Origin of the sequence: Mycobacterium kiyosense (assembly GCA_021654635.1) — a bacterium.
Lineage (GTDB): Bacteria > Actinomycetota > Actinomycetes > Mycobacteriales > Mycobacteriaceae > Mycobacterium > Mycobacterium kiyosense.
Genome location: AP025179.1, coordinates 4,027,078 through 4,042,833 on the forward strand (window position 1 = coordinate 4,027,078; position 15,756 = coordinate 4,042,833).

Annotated in this window: 14 protein-coding genes and 3 pseudogenes; 14 read left to right on the plus strand and 3 right to left on the minus strand. The window is 67.6% G+C overall.

The genetic code is table 11. The annotated features are described in order from the left end of the window. The first annotated feature begins 196 nt into the window (after positions 1 to 196). A pseudogene (locus L6444_RS18895) lies at positions 197 to 1,470 on the plus strand (ISL3 family transposase). Between the two features lie 120 nt (positions 1,471 to 1,590). Here L6444_RS18895 and L6444_RS18900 read toward each other — a convergent pair. Next, positions 1,591 to 3,276 (minus strand): PE family protein, encoded by a 1,686-nt coding sequence (locus L6444_RS18900; protein ID WP_236976517.1) that lies wholly within the window; start codon positions 3,274 to 3,276, stop codon positions 1,591 to 1,593. A gap of 122 nt (positions 3,277 to 3,398) precedes the next feature. Beyond that, positions 3,399 to 3,881, minus strand: coding sequence for a Fur family transcriptional regulator (locus tag L6444_RS18905; protein WP_236976519.1), 483 nt, complete (start codon positions 3,879 to 3,881; stop codon positions 3,399 to 3,401). Positions 3,882 to 4,018: 137 nt separating this feature from the next. On the opposite strand from L6444_RS18905, the gene nicT reads away from it, so the two are divergent. From nicT to L6444_RS18965, 13 genes and pseudogenes are all read left to right on the plus strand, one after another. Next, a complete protein-coding gene (nicT, locus tag L6444_RS18910) occupies positions 4,019 to 5,119 on the plus strand; it encodes a Nickel transporter NicT (RefSeq protein WP_236984257.1) in 1,101 nt (366 codons plus the stop codon). Between the two features lie 88 nt (positions 5,120 to 5,207). Beyond that, the gene (locus L6444_RS18915) at positions 5,208 to 5,543 is read left to right on the plus strand and encodes a hydrogenase maturation nickel metallochaperone HypA (RefSeq protein ID WP_236976521.1); all 336 of its coding nucleotides are present in this window, start codon (positions 5,208 to 5,210) and stop codon (positions 5,541 to 5,543) included. A 196-nt stretch (positions 5,544 to 5,739) separates the two neighbouring features. After that, complete coding sequence (locus tag L6444_RS18920) at positions 5,740 to 6,795, plus strand: NADH-quinone oxidoreductase subunit B family protein (RefSeq protein WP_236976523.1); 1,056 nt, start codon at positions 5,740 to 5,742, stop codon at positions 6,793 to 6,795. A 54-nt stretch (positions 6,796 to 6,849) separates the two neighbouring features. Then, the gene (locus tag L6444_RS18925) at positions 6,850 to 8,649 is read left to right on the plus strand and encodes a nickel-dependent hydrogenase large subunit (RefSeq protein ID WP_236976524.1); all 1,800 of its coding nucleotides are present in this window, start codon (positions 6,850 to 6,852) and stop codon (positions 8,647 to 8,649) included. 8 nt (positions 8,650 to 8,657) lie between these two features. Then, entirely contained in the window at positions 8,658 to 9,542 is an 885-nt protein-coding gene (locus L6444_RS18930; RefSeq protein ID WP_236976526.1) for a NifU family protein, read from the plus strand. Further along, complete coding sequence (locus L6444_RS18935; protein ID WP_236976528.1) at positions 9,539 to 10,180, plus strand: DUF5947 family protein; 642 nt, start codon at positions 9,539 to 9,541, stop codon at positions 10,178 to 10,180. The genes L6444_RS18930 and L6444_RS18935 overlap by 4 nt, the downstream gene beginning before the upstream one ends. After that, on the plus strand, positions 10,177 to 10,836 hold the full coding sequence (locus L6444_RS18940) for a DUF6084 family protein (protein WP_236976530.1): 660 nt from the start codon (positions 10,177 to 10,179) through the stop codon (positions 10,834 to 10,836). The genes L6444_RS18935 and L6444_RS18940 overlap by 4 nt, the downstream gene beginning before the upstream one ends. Further along, positions 10,833 to 12,179 carry a hypothetical protein gene (locus L6444_RS18945; protein WP_236976532.1) on the plus strand — a complete coding sequence of 449 codons (1,347 nt, stop codon included), beginning with the start codon at positions 10,833 to 10,835 and terminating at the stop codon, positions 12,177 to 12,179. The genes L6444_RS18940 and L6444_RS18945 overlap by 4 nt, the downstream gene beginning before the upstream one ends. Next, on the plus strand, positions 12,167 to 12,286 hold the full coding sequence (locus L6444_RS31215; RefSeq protein ID WP_373877349.1) for a DUF6893 family small protein: 120 nt from the start codon (positions 12,167 to 12,169) through the stop codon (positions 12,284 to 12,286). Before L6444_RS18945 ends, L6444_RS31215 begins: the two co-directional genes overlap by 13 nt. A gap of 19 nt (positions 12,287 to 12,305) precedes the next feature. Beyond that, positions 12,306 to 12,768 (plus strand): annotated as a pseudogene (locus tag L6444_RS18950) (hydrogenase maturation protease); the annotation flags it as partial. 28 nt (positions 12,769 to 12,796) lie between these two features. Then, positions 12,797 to 13,063, plus strand: coding sequence for a HypC/HybG/HupF family hydrogenase formation chaperone (locus tag L6444_RS18955; protein ID WP_236976534.1), 267 nt, complete (start codon positions 12,797 to 12,799; stop codon positions 13,061 to 13,063). 26 nt (positions 13,064 to 13,089) lie between these two features. After that, positions 13,090 to 13,810, plus strand: a pseudogene (locus tag L6444_RS18960) (DUF6390 family protein). Between the two features lie 20 nt (positions 13,811 to 13,830). Then, a complete protein-coding gene (locus L6444_RS18965) occupies positions 13,831 to 14,946 on the plus strand; it encodes an alkaline phosphatase family protein (RefSeq protein ID WP_236976536.1) in 1,116 nt (371 codons plus the stop codon). Positions 14,947 to 15,008: 62 nt separating this feature from the next. On the opposite strand, the gene L6444_RS18970 is transcribed toward L6444_RS18965, so the two are convergent. Then, positions 15,009 to 15,743, minus strand: a complete 735-nt coding sequence (locus L6444_RS18970) for a TVP38/TMEM64 family protein (protein WP_236976538.1) — start codon at positions 15,741 to 15,743, stop codon at positions 15,009 to 15,011. Positions 15,744 to 15,756 lie beyond the last annotated feature (13 nt).

The window sequence follows — 15,756 nt, forward strand, 5'->3', positions numbered from 1 at the left end:
CGACGTTTTCGGGCTCTTCGTGAACGAGAGTGCGTCGGTGATCGGCGGATTGCCGGGAATGTTGTCGTGTCGGTGAGCTGAGGTGGGCCCTCGGCGGGTGACGATTCGGGTTCCTACACCTGCCACAACCACCACACCGAGGGAACCCGTGCCTGAGGCTACTGCCTGCTCGCCGTCTGTTGTTGCCGACACGATCATGCGCACCATCGAGTTGGGGGTGACGATCACTGACGCCGCAGTCGACGAGAAGCAGACCACGATCTTTTGCACGCCGGTGGCCCGTGATCCCCGCTGCCCGGACTGTGGCCACGACGGCCGCTATCGCGACACGGTCGTGCGGCCGTTGACCGATCTGCCGGTGGCCGGCTGCCCTCCTGGTGCTCAGGGTCGCAATCCCGCGCTACCGTTGTCTCACACCACAGTGCGGGCGGGCGGTGTTCAACCAGAACCTCGACAAACTTGCCGCCCCACGCTCGTCGACGACCCGTCGGTGTGCCCGATATGTATTGCGGCGGTTAATGATCGACCGCACGACCATTTCGGCGATCGCAGGCGAACTCGGGGTGTCCTGGCATACCGTCAGCACGATCGCCGTGCGCACCGTTGCGGCTGTGATCGCCGCGGCCGGACCCGATCGGCTTGACGGTGTGCGGGTCATCGGGGTCGATGAGCACCGCTGGCTCCACGGCGACGCGGCACCGCAGGGTTCGTCACGTTGATCATCGACCTCACCCCGGTCCGCGACGGCACCGGGCCAGCACGGCTGCTTGACCTTGTCGAAGGGCGCTCCGCTGCAGCACTGAAGGCTTGGCTGGCCGATCAGCTGCCGGCGTTTCGCGAGCAGGTCGAGGTCATCGCCATGGACGGCTTCGGCGGCTACAAGACCGCCGCCACCGAGGAACTGCCCGACGCCACCGCGGTCATGGATCCGTTCCACGTCGTCGCGCTGGCGGGCCTGAAGTTGGATCTGTGCCGCCAACGCATCCAGCAGCTGACCTGCGGGCACCGGGGTCGCACCGGCGATCCGCTCTACGGAGTACGCCGCTCCCTGCGCACCCGGTGCCGTTGCCAAGCGCCCGGCAACGGGCACGATTGGGAGCGGTGTTCGCCGATGACGATCATCTCGGGGTCATGGTGACCTGGAGCGTCTATCAGCGCATCATCGCCGCCTACAGCCACCCCGACCGACGCCGCGCCAAGACCATGATGACCGCGATCATCAACTCGTTACGCCGCGGCGTCCCCGCGATCCTCGCCGAACTGGCCCAACTCGGCCGTACCCTGCACCGCCGCCGCGCCGACATCCTGGCGTTCTTCGACCACCGCGCCTCTAACGGGCCCACCGAGGCCATCAACGGCCGCCTGGAAGCCCTGCGCCGCAACGCCCTTGGCTTCCGAAATCTCCCCCACTACCGATGGCGCTCACTGCTACACAGTGGCGCCTTGCACTCACTGGTCGATGCACTCTGAATTACGAAGAGCCGGAAAACCGCCACTACACAAGTGTTGTCGCGTGCCTAAGGGTTGCCGCGGCGACCCGGGACTGCGCTGAGTGAACAGCGACCCCTGACAACGCGACCGCGGCCGGCGCTAGAGGATCGACGAAAGCGCCCAGAGGCCGAGAATCGTCCACACGCCGGTAGTGGCCGCAATCGGGTTTCCGATCGCGTTGACCAACCCCATCGGATCGCCGGCGAACAACTGCTGCATTCCGTCCGCGAACAGCGCGAGGTCGTACTGCGGAACCGAGATGAAAGCCGCCGCAGCCAGATCCACCAACGGAGTCAGCACCGGCACACCGGTGACGGCAGCCGCCTGCATGCTGTCGAACACCGAAGTCCCCGACGGGATCGTCAGCGTGGGCGGCGTGACGGAGGCCAGCGCGCTTGGTGTTTGCGCGACGCCGGCCATCGACGGCAGCAACGGCGACAACAACGGCGAGAACTGCCCAAAGGTGATGTCGTTGACGAATGCCGCGGCACCCTGCCCGGCCCCCGACACCAGATCGCCGGCGAAGCTGATCGGATTGATCGCCGGCAACAGCCCGAATCCGGTTGGCACATCGGCAAACCCGGTCGAGTAGCCGTAGTGGGGGTCGCCGTAACCCCAGTTGACCAGGTACGTCAGGTCCGGTTGCACCAGATCCGCCAACGGGTTGCCGATGATCGGGATCGCGCGCAGCGGCTCGAGCAGCGGCAGGTTCGGGTAGGTGATCATGTAGTAATTGGTCGCCACGTCGCTCGAAGAGACCGGCAGCTGGACCAGGTGCGCGAAGCCCGGCAGGTTGCTCGGGTCGAGCCCGGCGTACGCGCCGTGGACGAACAGAATGCCCGCGGCCGCATTCAGGTCCGCGAGGAAATTGATCGGATACCGCGGGAAATCGGCGTAACCGTCGTACTGCAGCGTGATCACATTGGTGGGGTACGGCGTGTTCGACGGCGTCGCACCGTAGAAATCCAGGCCGATGCTCGGCAGGCTCAGGCCGGGGAAGCGCGACAGGAAACCCCCGTTGGGATTCACCGGGTTGCCCAACAGGGTGAAGGTGATCTGACTCTGGTAGGGGCTTCCCGCCGCGAGCAGGTTGTGCAACTCGAACGAGTTGATGATGGCGCTCTGCGAATAACCCACCACCGTGACGTTGTTACCAGCCGTAATCTGTTGTGCTATAGCAGAATTCAGCAGCGACACGCCACGCGCCACCGACTCGTTGAGGGTCAGGGTACCCAGGCCGGTGAGCGGATACAGACCCTCAGGTGTGAACACGCCCCGGGAGCTGGTGTAGGGAAAGGCGACGTACTTCAGCACGACGTCGATGTAGGCCTGCGTAGGTGTGGGCATGCCACTGCCGCCCATCACCAGCGCGACGGGATCCACGAGCGCGGGGCCCGTTCCGGCCAGCGCCGACACCAGCGACCCCGCCGATGACGTGCTCGCAGCACCACCCCACAACGACCGGATCGGAGCTACCACGGAGTCCAGCTGCGCCCGCACGGCGTTGGCGGTTTCGGCCTCGGCGTAGGCGAGCCCACCGGTGGCCAGCTTTTGCGCGAAGGCGTCGTGGAATGCCGTGATCTGGGCGAAGATCCCCTGAAAATCCTGGCCGTATGAGCCGAACAGCGCCGCGATAGCCGTCGAGACCTCGTCGGCGGCCGCCGCCGCCAGGCTGGTCGTCCGGACCCCCGCGGCGGCACCGGCCTGGCCGAGAGCCGTTCGAATATCCACCAAATCGGTTGTGGCCGTTGCCAACAAGTCCGGGTGCACACCCAGGTATGCCATCGACTCGCCCCCGACCCGTCTCCCGCTCCCCGGGAATAATCCCCAGCACTAACGACGTGCAGTTTGTCATTATTTGACGGGGACGTCATCCGAACCGCCAATTCCCGCGGCCACCAATCCTGCTAGGGCCGCGCCGGACGATCCTTGCCCTGACACTGCGGGCACAGACCGTGCAGCGTCAGACCGGCCCGCTCCGAGAGCGCGAAGGAACTGCCCGCCATCGCATGCTCCAGCGCCGAACTGAGCTGACGGGCCGGCACCTCGATGATCGAGCCGCACCGGGTGCACACCGCATGATGATGCGGGGCGGTGGCCATCCCGTAGGTGGTGACGCCGCCGTCGAGGGTCAGCGCATGCAGGACACCCTGGTCCACCAGCATGGTCACCGTGCGGTAGATGGTCGCCAGGTCGGGCAGCGGGGTTCCCCCGGCCAAGTGGGCCGGCAGCCGCTCGCGGATCTCGGCCACCGACAGATGCCCGTTGAACGGTTCGAGCACCGCCAGCACCTGAATTCGTGACGGCATCCGCCGCAACCCGCGGGCACGGAGGAATTCACCCAGGCGTTCGGCGGCCGCCGGGTCCAATCCCGCCGATTCGGTGGTCACCCGCCCAGTGTCGCGCCGACGGCCCGGGATTGCCAGCGCGCGCGGCCAGCAGACGGATCAGTACTTGCAAGTCACTTGCACTCAGCTTGTCGGCGAACCTACAGTCGGTGCGTCTCTCGCTCGTGGGAAGGACCCGGATGGCCAGCGGCCTGCTCGACCGGTCCCGCCTACGCGACGCCTTGTCGACGGCGGAGTGGAGGCGGTTGGCACTGATGCTCGCGGTGATCACCGCGCTGCACCTGATCGGCTGGGTCACCCTGGTTATAGTGGTCGAGCCGGCCCATTTGAGGTTGGACGGCAAGGCATTTGGCATAGGCATCGGGCTTACCGCATACACCCTGGGCCTGCGGCACGCTTTCGACGCCGACCACATCGCCGCCATCGACAACACCACCCGCAAGCTGATGGGCGACGGGCAGCGCCCACTGGCAGTCGGATTCTTCTTCTCCCTCGGCCACTCCACCGTGGTGTTCGTGTTGGCACTGCTGCTGGCGGCGGGAGTGCGGGCAATCTCCGGCCCGGTCGAGGACGACTCGTCGCGGCTGCACCATTACACCGGGCTGATCGGCACCAGCGTCTCGGGCGTGTTCCTGTACCTGATCGCGCTGCTCAACGTCGTCGTCCTGGTGGGCATCGTGCGGGTGTTCGCGAAATTGCGTCGCGGCCACTACAGCGAAAGCGAACTCGAACGCCAGCTGGAAAACCGCGGACTGGTCAACCGCTTATTGGGCCGCTTCACCAGGTCGATCACCAAGTCCTGGCACATGTATCCGGTCGGACTGCTGTTCGGGTTGGGATTCGACACCGCCACCGAAGTCGCGTTGCTGGTGCTGGCCGGAACCAGCGCGGCCTCCGGGCTGCCGTGGTACGCCATCCTGTGCCTGCCGGTGCTGTTCGCTGCCGGCATGTGCCTGTTGGACACCATCGACGGCTCGTTCATGAACTTCGCCTACGGCTGGGCCTTCTCCAACCCGATCCGCAAGATCTACTACAACATCGCCGTGACCACGCTGTCGGTGGCCGTCGCCCTGCTGATCGGGACGGTGGAGCTGCTCGGCCTGTTCGCCGACCAACTGCGCTGGCACGGTCCGTTCTGGGACTGGCTGGCCGGGCTCAACCTGAACACCGTCGGGTTCGTCGTCGTCGCGATGTTCGTTCTCACCTGGGCCGTGGCGTTGCTGGTCTGGCGGTACGGGCGCATCGAAGAAAGATGGGGCGCCGAAACCAATCCCGAATAAGCGCTACCGGTCCCGACTCGGCAGTGTAGAGCGGGCAGAGCGGTGTAGAACGGTGCCCATGGGCATTCCGGGACTCGGGTGACCGCCGGTGCATGAGCTGTCGCTGTGTCAGGCGATCGCCGGTGTGGTCAGGTCCCACGCCGACGGACGGCACGTCGAGGTGGTCCGGGTGCGGGTGGGGGCGCTGCGGCAGGTGGTGCCGGATTCGCTGTCGTTCTGCTGGACGCTCGTCCGGGATTGGGAGGCCATGCCCGACGCGGAGCTGGAACTGGAACTCGTGAGCGCTGAAGTGCGCTGCCGGGCCTGCGGAGAGCAGTCGGAGATTACCTCGGCGTGGTCGATCTGGTGTCCGGCGTGCGACAGTCCCGACGTCGAGGTGGTGCGCGGCAACGAATTCTTGGTGACATCGCTCGACGTGACGTGAAATAGCTTCGCAGCGAGCGGGATTCACCTGCAAACCGTTCGCAATTGGAATCCCCCTACCTCCCACCGAATTTCACGCGGCAGCCGTTGACAACGCCAAGCCGCGGGGGTAGACCCAAAAACAGCGCCGCGCAAGTGGGCCGACGGTCGACTCCGGCGGCGCAGGGGCCACCGCCCGGGCCCCGGAAAGCTGCAGCATGCCAACAGAAGCGGCAGTCAAAGCAGAACAAACATTGATCCATGTGTTGTGGATCAACGCTGGTCTCAGTTGTGACGGCGACTCGGTGGCGTTGACTGCCGCCACCCAGCCCAGCGTCGAGGAAATCGCCCTCGGGGCCCTGCCCGGGCTCCCACAAGTCGCCGTGCACTGGCCGCTGATCGACTTCGAGTGCGGACCAACCGGGGGCGCCGACGACTTCCTCGAGTGGTTCTTCAAAGCCGACCGCGGCGAACTGGAACCGTTCGTGCTCGTCGTCGAAGGCTCCATCCCCAACGAGCGGATCAAGGCCGAGGGCTACTGGTGCGGGTTCGGTAACGACCCGGCCACCGGCCAGCCCATGACCACCAGCGAATGGCTGGACCGGCTCGCACCCAAGGCCACCGCGATAGTCGCGGTGGGCACCTGCGCCACCTACGGCGGCATCCACGCCATGGCGGGCAATCCGACCGGCGCCATGGGCGTGCCCGACTACCTCGGCTGGGACTGGAAGAGCAAGGCCGGCATCCCGATTGTCTGCGTGCCGGGCTGCCCGATCCACCCGGACAACCTCTCCGAGACGCTGACCTACCTGCTCTACATGGCGACCGGTCAGGCGCCGATGATCCCGCTCGACGATGCGCTGCGCCCCAAGTGGTTGTTCGGCAACACCGTGCACGAGGGCTGCGACCGGGCCGGCTACTACGAGCAGGGCGACTTCGCCACCGAGTACGGGTCACCGAAATGCATTGTCAAACTGGGCTGTTGGGGTCCGGTGGTGAAGTGCAACGTACCCAAGCGCGGCTGGATCAACGGCATCGGCGGCTGCCCGAATGTCGGCGGCATCTGCATCGGCTGCACCATGCCGGGCTTCCCGGACAAGTTCATGCCGTTCATGGACGAACCGCCGGGCGGCAAACTGTCGAGCACCACGTCTGGTCTGTACGGCTCGGTGATCCGCGGCTTGCGGCACATCACCGAGCACACCCTCGACAAGGAGCCGCGCTGGCGGCACAAGGGCACCGAACTGACCACCGGAGCGCGCCGCACCTGGTAGGTGCCCCGTGCTTTTCCCCTTCAAAGCCGTATGCGGCGGAGAGCAGTATTCGCTATGACAACCATCATCCCCGAGCCGTCGACATCCAAGCGGGAGCCCGGTCAACTCGTCGAGATGGCGTGGGACCCCATCACCAGAATTGTTGGCAGCCTTGGCATTTACACCAAGATCGACTTCGAGAACCGGGAAGTCGTGGAATGCCACAGCACCTCGTCGATCTTCCGCGGCTACTCGATCTTCATGAAAGGCAAGGACCCGCGCGACGCCCACTTCATCACCAGCCGGATCTGCGGCATCTGCGGCGACAACCACGCCACCTGCTCCTGCTACGCGCAGAACATGGCCTACGGTGTGAAGCCGCCGCACCTCGGCGAATGGATCGTCAACCTGGGCGAGGCCGCAGAATACATGTTCGACCACAACATCTTTCAGGAGAATCTGGTCGGCGTGGACTTCTGCGAGAAGATGGTCGCCGAGACCAACCCCGGCGTGCTGGCCAAGGCTGAGAAGACCGCTGCCCCGCACGCCGACGCGCACGGCTACAAGACGATCGCCGACATCATGCGCTCGCTGAATCCGTTCAGCGGCGAGTTCTACCGGGAGGCTTTGCAAGTCAGCCGCTGGACGCGTGAGATGTTCTGCCTGATGGAGGGCCGCCACGTACACCCGTCCACGCTGTACCCCGGCGGCGTCGGCACCGTGGCGACCATCCAGTTGATGACCGACTACATGACCCGGCTGATGCGCTACGTCGAGTTCATGAAAAAGGTTGTGCCGATGCACGATGACCTGTTCGACTTCTTCTACGACGCCCTGCCCGGCTACGAGAAGGTCGGCCTGCGTCGCACCCTGCTGGGCTGCTGGGGTTCGTTCCAGGACCCCGAGGTGTGCAACTTCGCCTACAAGGACATGGAACGCTGGGGCAACGCCATGTACGTCACCCCGGGTGTGGTCGTGGACGGCAAGCTGGTCACCCACTCGCTGGTCGACATCAACCTCGGCATCCGGATCCTTTTGGGCAGTTCGTATTACGACGACTGGACCGATCAGGAGATGTTCGTGCACCGCGACCCGCTGGGCAACCCGGTGGATCGCCGGCACCCGTGGAACCAGCACACCAACCCCCATCCGCAGAAGCGCGAGATGGACGGCGGCAAGTACAGCTGGGTGATGTCGCCGCGCTGGTTCGACGGCAAGGACCACCTGGCATTGGATACCGGCGGCGGCCCGCTGGCCCGGCTGTGGGCGACCGCGCTGGCCGGACTGGTCGACATCGGCTACGTCAAGGCCACCGGCAACAGCGTCCAGATCAACCTGCCCAAGACCGCACTCAAGGGTCCGGTGGAGTTCGAGTGGAAGGTGCCCAAGTTCGGCAGCAACACCATCGAGCGCGATCGGGCCCGCACCTACTTCCAGGCCTACGCGGCGGCCTGCGCGCTGTACTTCGCGGAGAAGGCGCTGGAAGAGATCCGCGCCGGGCGTACCAAGACGTGGGAGAAATTCGAAGTCCCCGACGAGGGCATCGGCTGCGGGTTCACCGAAGCGGTGCGCGGCGTGCTCAGCCACCACCTGGTGATCCGGGACGGCAAGATCGCCAACTATCACCCCTACCCGCCGACTCCGTGGAACGCCAACCCGCGGGACAGCTTCGGCACTCCGGGGCCCTACGAGGACGCGGTGCAGGGTCAGCCCATCTTCGAGGAGAACGACCGGGAGAACTTCAAGGGCATCGACGTGATGCGCACGGTGCGCAGCTTCGACCCGTGTCTGCCCTGCGGCGTGCACATGTACCTGGGCAAGGGGAAGACCCTGGACAGACTGCACACGCCGACCCAGTCGCCGGTCGGGGAGTAGAGCCCGGTATGACTCGGCCGGATCGCCCGCAGGCTTCAGCAGATGACGCGCAGTGGCGCACCGCGGGCGATCGGATCCAGACCCTGCTGGATTCCTGCGCGGCCGGCGGGACGGCGACTTACGAACGGGCCGCGCAGTTGGTCCGCGAGGTGGTCGGGCTCTACGGGGCCGCGCTCGAACGGATTCTTGCCCAAGCCGGTCCCGATTTAGCCGAGCGGCTGGCCACCGACGACCTGGTGGCCAGCCTGCTCCTGGTGCACGGTTTGCATCCGCATGACCTGCACCGCCGGGTGAGCGACGCGCTGGACCGAGTGCGGCCCTACCTCGGTTCGCACGGCGGCGACGTGGATCTGCTGGAGATCGTTCCCGGCGAAGGACCGGGAGAAAGTACCGTGCGGCTGGCGTTCCAGGGCAGCTGCAAATCGTGCCCGTCGTCGGCGGTGACGCTGGAATTGGCCGTCGAGGACGCGGTCCGCGCCGCCGCTCCGGAGATCGCCACGATCGAGGTGGTGACGACCGCGCCCACCCATGTCATCGCGGCGGAATCGCTGCTGTCGCGGGTGCATTCGAGCGGCTCGTGGCAGCCGGCGCCGGAGCTGGCCTTGTTGGCCGCCGGCGAGGTGGCGGGTTTCTGGATCGCCGGAGTCGGCGTGCTGGCCTGCCGGGTCGGCGAGCGGACGCTGGCCTACCGCGACCATTGCCCGGTCTGCCTCGACTCGCTGGCCGGCGCGCGGTTGACCGGCAACTCACTGCAATGTCCGCGTTGCACAACGGAATTCGATGTCGTACGGGCGGGCGTTGGACCGGATGGGGCGCATCTCGAGCCGTTGCCGCTGCTGCCCCGCGACGGGGTGCTGTCGGTGGCGCTGCCGGTGTTGGGGGCGCCGGCGTGACCGGCCCGTACGACGTCCTGACCCGCATCACCAACCGGCGGCAGCCGCAGCCCGCCGGTGAACGTTGCGAGATGTGCGCCGAGTCGATCGCCGACGAGCACCAGCATGTGGTGAATGTGGCGGGGCGGCAACTGATGTGCGTGTGCCGCGCCTGTTATCTGCTGTTCACCGACCCGCACGCCGCGTTGCGCTACCGCGCCGTTCCCGATCGGTATCTGGTGTTTCCGCGGTTCGCGCTGGACCGCCGGGCCTGGGAGGCGCTGCAGATCCCGGTCGGCGTGGCGTTCTTCTTCACCAACTCCGACCTGGGCCGCACGGTCGCGTTCTATCCCGGCCCGGCCGGTGCGTGCGAGTCCGAGCTGGATTTGGAGCTGTGGAATTCGATCCGAGCCGCCGACCCCCGGGTGCAGATACTGGCCGACGACGTGGAGGCGCTGCTGGTGCGGGTCCCCGACAACCCGGACGGTCCAGACGGCGGCGCGCCGCAGACGTTTCTGGTGCCGATCGACGCCTGTTACGAGTTCGTCGGGCGGCTGCGGATGTTGTGGCGCGGGTTCGACGGCGGCCAGCAGGCGCGGCAGTTCATCGACGACTTCTTCGCCCGGGTCGCCGGGCGGGCGCGGGAGGTGCCGCGATGACCGAGCAGCCGATCGACGTGAGCTTCGCGGTGCTCGACGTGACGCCCGAACCGTACGCCGTCACCCCGGTGCTGACGGCACGCGTCGGCGTCTGCGCCGACCCGGACGACCCGGTGCACGCCATCGCACTGCGCTGCCAGGTCCGGATCGAACCGCTGCGCCGCAACTACACCGACGCCGAGGCCGCCGGTTTGACCGACCTGTTCGGCACCCGAGACCGGTGGGCCACCACCCAGCGAACTTTCCTGTGGCAGCATTGCAGCGCAATGGTTCCCGGCTTCGCCGGCACCACCACGGTGGCGCTGCCGCTGGACTGCACCTACGACTTCGAGGTCACCGCCGCCAAGTACCTGCATGCGTTGAGCGATGGTGCGCTTCCCCTCCAATTCCTGTTCAGCGGAACGATTTTCGTCAAATCCGAACGCGGATTCTCGGTGCAGCAGGTGTCCTGGGACTGCGAGGACCGCTACGACATGCCGATCCGGGTCTGGCACGATCTGATCGCGCTGCACTACCCCAACACCGGTTGGGTGCGGCTGCGTCACGAAACCGTCTGCGCGCTGGCCGGCTACAAGTCGGCCCGCGGGATGCTCGACCTCGATCACGCGGTGAGCACGCTGCTGACCGAGTCGGCGCAGCGCGAGGTGGCGCCATGAGCGCGGGTTGGGACCGCGCCCGCGCCGTCGCCGACGCGGTGCTCTACGAGGGCTACCTGCTGTACCCCTACCGCGGGACGTCTAGCAAGAACCGATCACGTTGGCAATTCGGCGTTCTGGGCCCACCCGGAGCGGCCGACGCCGGGCTCGGCGAAGACGACTCGCTGGCGACGCAGTTCCTGGTCGAGTCGGGACAGGCACTCACCGTGGTGGTGCGGTTCCTGCAGCTGCAGCGCCGCCAGGCTCAGCGCCAGACCCCGACCGGCTTCGAACCCGCCGACGAGTTGACCACGCCGTCGGGCTTGTGGCTGACCTGGGACGAAGCGGTGGAGTGCGAAATAGCTTTCAGATCACTGCGATTCGACGAATTTCCACTGACGCTGCCGGTCCTGGCGCCAGCGGGAACGGACGTCGAACCCGTCGCGGGCGGGCGCCTGGTCCGGCAACGCCAGGAGATCCGCGGCGAATTGACGCTGCGCGCCGAACCCGACGGGGAGCTGCTGCGAATCTCGTTGCGGCTGGCCAATACCGGTGCGACGGCGTCGGATAAGGACGACGCCACCGCCCGGTCCATGATCGGCAGCCACCTCATCGCCGAAGTCGTTGACGGGGCGTTCGTTTCGCTGTTGGAGCCGCCGCCCGGCGCCGCCGATGCGGCCGCACGCTGCAGCCAGCACCGGTGTTTCCCGGTGCTGGCCGGGCCGCCCGGGGCGCACGACATCCTGCTGGTGTCGCCGATCATCCTCTACGACCACCCGGAAGTGGCCGAACAGAGCAGCACCGCGCTGTACGACTGCACGGAGATCGACGAGATCCTGACGCTGCGGGTGATGACCATGACCGACGAGGAGAAGGCGCAGGCGCGCGCCACCGATCCGCGGGCCGCGCAGCTCATCGACCACTGCGACGCCATGTCGCCCGAGGCGATGGCCCGCCTGCACGGGGTGCTGCGCGACCCGCACACCGCATCGGGGTTGATCCCCGAGATCCCCGAAGGTGTCGACTGGTGGGATCCGCGGGCCGACAACGCGGTTCGCCCTGAGATCGACGCCGTGCTGGTGAACGGCACCCGGGTGGCCCGCGGCAGCCGGGTGGTGTTGCGGCCGCGGCGCAACGCCGACGCACAGGACATCTTCGTCGCCGGCAAGACCGCGCGGGTCGCGTCGGTGCACGAAGACGTCGAGGGCAACAGGCACGTCGGCGTGGTGGTCGAAGACGATCCGGCCGCCGAGTTGCACGACTGGTACGGGCGCTACCTGTACTTCTCCCCCGACGAGATCGAGCCGGTCGCCGAACAATCAGGCGCCGAACAAGTCGAAAGGAATGTGCCATGGATGTCCTAGGTCGGATTTTCGCCGTCCTCATCGCGGTGGTGTTGGTGGTGGCGGTGGTGATCGGCGTCGCCTCCTTGCCCGATGCCAAACGCTATCTACGCCTTCGGCGCATGTGAGGCGCATCCAGGCAGGATTATGGCGACGCGCATTCTGGTAGCCGGGATCGGCAACATCTTCCTCGGCGACGACGGGTTCGGCTCGGAGGTGGTGCGGCACCCGGCGATGCCGCAGCACGGGTCCGACGTGCGGGTGGTCGACTACGGGATCGGCGGCATGCACCTGGCTTACGACCTGCTCGACGAATGGGACAGCCTGGTCCTGATCGACGCGATACCCAACCGCGGCAATCCCGGTGCCCTGCACGTCTTTCAGGCCGACCACGACGCCGACGGCGGTGCCGTCGGCTTGGACGCACACAGCATGGATCCGCAGACGGTGTTCGCCAGTGTGCGGGCGCTGGGAGGCAGCCCGCCGTACACGGTGATCGTCGGGTGTGAAGCCGGCAGCGTCGATGAGGGCATGGGCCTGACCGGACCGGTGGCCGCCGCCGTCCCCCCGGGCGGTCAACGCGGTTCGCAAAATCGTTGCGGCACTGCGGTGTTCAGCACCGGAGGGGGCACTGACCCATGTGTCTGGGTATCCCGGGGCGAGTGATCAGGATGCTGGAGGGCTACGAAGGCCAACTGGCCCTGGTCGACGTGATCGGTGAGCAACGCCGAGTCAACGTCGCCATGTTGCCCGAAGAGACGTTCTCGGCCGGCGACTGGGTGATCATCCACATGGGTTTCGTGGTGGAGAAGACCGATCGGGCCGGAGCCGAGCAGGCGATGGCCGGGCTGGAGCTGATGGGTCGGGGTGACGCCGGCCCGGCGGCCGGGCTGAGCGCCGGCTAGCGGTCGAGATGACCGAGGGCGCCGAGATGTTCGCGCGGTATGCCTATGCCCCGAACGCCCTCGGCTTCTGCGGTCCCCCGCTGGGCGCCACCTTGCGGGACGGTTCGGAGGACGACGTGCGGGCCGCGGCCCGCACGTTCTCCGGCGCCTGGCCGTATCTGCGCGTGCTGGCGCAATTGACCGGTATCGCCGACCCGCTTGATCACCGGCTGGTGCAGTCGTACTGGCTCGGTGGCGGGGTGGGTGCGAACCTGGCTCCCGAGCAGTTCTACGACGAACTGCTGGCCATCATCGGACCGCGGGCGGGACATTACTGGTCGCACCTGACGCCCGAGCTGGCCTGCGAAGCGGCCGGAAATCATTGCTTCCACGTGTTCGGCGTGTACCCCTGGTCGAGGTTTCTGGGACGCGGCGGCCCCACCGCCGTCGAGCATCCGCTCTATGTGCTCGACAACTGCCGGATCAGTTGGGGCACAGTGCTTTCCCGGACCGACGACGTCGTCGAAGTCAGCTGCCGGCGGCTGGTCTGGGACGGCCGCGCGCTGACGCTGTCCGATCCGGCACCGCGGCGGCTCGAGTTGTGGACCGACGGCTACTGCGCGGTGCCCGACGTCTCCCCCCGGCGAGGACGTCGCGGTGCACTGGTCGCGGTTGTGCGGGCGGCTGGCGCCGACGGAGGTGCGTGCGCTCGAGGACAGCACCCGGCGCCAGCTGCTGCTCACCAGCCGACGACTGGCACACGTCTGATTCCGTGCCAGACTGACCGCGTGCCCGGTTCCATCTGTGACGTGCTGCCCAGCGTGGCCGCCCTGCTCGGGGTGGCGGGGGTAGCCGACACGCTCGGGCTCGCCGACTGGACGGGACGCGTCGACCGCATCTGCGTCGTACTGGTGGACGGTCTGGGTTGGCACCTGCTTGCCGACCTGCTCGACGACGCGCCGCTGCTGGCGTCGGTGCTGACCGGCCGCGCCGGCCGGCTGCAGCGGCTGGACTGCACGTTTCCGTCCACCACGCCGACCAGCCTGGTGTCGCTGGGCACCGGCGCGCAGCCCGGCGAGCACGGCGTCCTGGGCTTCACCCTCACCGTCCCCGGTGCCGACCGGGTGCTCAACCACATCCGGTGGCGCGACGACCCGCCGCCCGCACAGTGGCAACCACTGCCGACGTGGTTCCGGCGGCTCCACGACGCCGGTATCAGTGCCCGCGCCGTGCTGCCGGAGTGGTTCATCGGCAGCGGGCTGACCGAAGCCGCTTACGGCGGTGCGCAATTCGTCGCCGCCCGCGCCGACGACGACTACCCGGGCCGGCTGACCGATCAGCTGCGCGCCGAACCGGGGCTGGTGTACGGCTACACCGCCGACCTGGACACCGCCGCGCACGTGTTCGGTATCGGGTCGCCGCACTGGCATGATGCGGCGGCGCGGGTGGATACGCTGCTGTCCCGGGTGGTCGATGCGCTGCCCGGCGGCGCGGCCCTGCTGATGACCGCCGACCACGGCGGCCTCAACGTGCCCCCGGACGCCCGTATCGACATGGACGCCGACCCGCGGCTGACGGCCGGAGTGCGGGTGGTCGCCGGCGAGCCTCGGGTGCGTTACCTGCACACCGATCCCGGCGCGACCGCCGACGTGGTGGCCACCTGGGCCGAGTTGCTGGCCGGCCGCGCCGACGTGCGCACCCGCGACGAGGCCGTCGGCTCCGGGATGTTCGGCACCGTGTCGCCGCGCAATCTGCCCCGCATCGGCGACGTGGTGGTGACCTGCACCGGCGACGCGGCGATTCTGGCCACCGGCCACGAACCACCGGAGACGGCCCGGCTCATCGGCTTTCACGGCGCGGCGACCGAAGCGGAGCTGGCGATCCCATTGATCGCCATCGGCTAGGCCGTGCGCGGCGGCCTCGGCCGGGTACCAGGTCGGCGACGCGACCCAACCCGCCCGAGCCGTCAATCCGAGAGTTCACCGTTCTCCCCGGCCTCGACCCGGTGCGCGCGCCAGTGCCGGAACCCGCGGCGCGCCACCACCACGCCCACCACCGCGGTCACGCACCACACGCCGATGGCCGCATACGCCAACACCGGCGACTTGTCGCCGATCGACGCGCCCAGCGCGGTGTAGACGAAAGCCCGTGGCACCGAACCGATGAAGGCGCCGACGGCCATCTGCCACAACGGAACCCCGAACGCCCCGAAGGCGTAGGACGCCAGCGCGTCGGACAAGCCGGGAACGAAACGCTGACCGACCACAGCCCACAGGCCGCCGCGTTCGATCATCGCGTCGAGCCGCTCGGTGCGAGCAGCCCCCAGCAGCGCGCGGGCGCTGTCCCGGCCGGCTCGCCGGCCGAGCAGGCTCGCGACCACCGCGGTGCCCACCGTCGCCCCCAGCGTCACGAACACGCCCAGCAGCGGCCCGAACAGCAACCCGCTGCTGGCGGCCAGGATGGGTCCCGGCACAAAGATCGCGCCGAGCACCGCCGACACCACGATGTAGGCCAGCGGCGCCGCCGGACCGGCCGCCGCGACCACGCGGCGCACGTCCTGGATGTCGACCAGGTGCCGCACGGCCAGCAGATAGAACATCACGGCGAGAAAGGCCGCGAAAACGGCGAGCCGCACGATGTGCGGTCGCCGCGATACCGGTTCGGGCTGCTCGTGGGTCTCGGAGTCTGCTTGGGAGTCCATTGACCGCAATTCT

Excerpts from the sequence above, each read along its gene's own strand:
- L6444_RS18900 (WP_236976517.1), bottom strand. The coding sequence starts at position 3,276 with ATGGCATACCTGGGTGTGCACCCGGACTTGTTGGCAACGGCCACAACC.
- nicT (WP_236984257.1), top strand. The coding sequence starts at position 4,019 with ATGGCCAGCGGCCTGCTCGACCGGTCCCGCCTACGCGACGCCTTGTCG.
- L6444_RS18920 (WP_236976523.1), top strand. The coding sequence starts at position 5,740 with ATGCCAACAGAAGCGGCAGTCAAAGCAGAACAAACATTGATCCATGTG.
- L6444_RS18925 (WP_236976524.1), top strand. The coding sequence starts at position 6,850 with ATGACAACCATCATCCCCGAGCCGTCGACATCCAAGCGGGAGCCCGGT.
- L6444_RS18930 (WP_236976526.1), top strand. The coding sequence starts at position 8,658 with ATGACTCGGCCGGATCGCCCGCAGGCTTCAGCAGATGACGCGCAGTGG.
- L6444_RS18940 (WP_236976530.1), top strand. The coding sequence starts at position 10,177 with ATGACCGAGCAGCCGATCGACGTGAGCTTCGCGGTGCTCGACGTGACG.
- L6444_RS18945 (WP_236976532.1), top strand. The coding sequence starts at position 10,833 with ATGAGCGCGGGTTGGGACCGCGCCCGCGCCGTCGCCGACGCGGTGCTC.
- L6444_RS31215 (WP_373877349.1), top strand. The coding sequence starts at position 12,167 with ATGGATGTCCTAGGTCGGATTTTCGCCGTCCTCATCGCGGTGGTGTTG.
- L6444_RS18955 (WP_236976534.1), top strand. The coding sequence starts at position 12,797 with ATGTGTCTGGGTATCCCGGGGCGAGTGATCAGGATGCTGGAGGGCTAC.
- L6444_RS18970 (WP_236976538.1), bottom strand. The coding sequence starts at position 15,743 with ATGGACTCCCAAGCAGACTCCGAGACCCACGAGCAGCCCGAACCGGTA.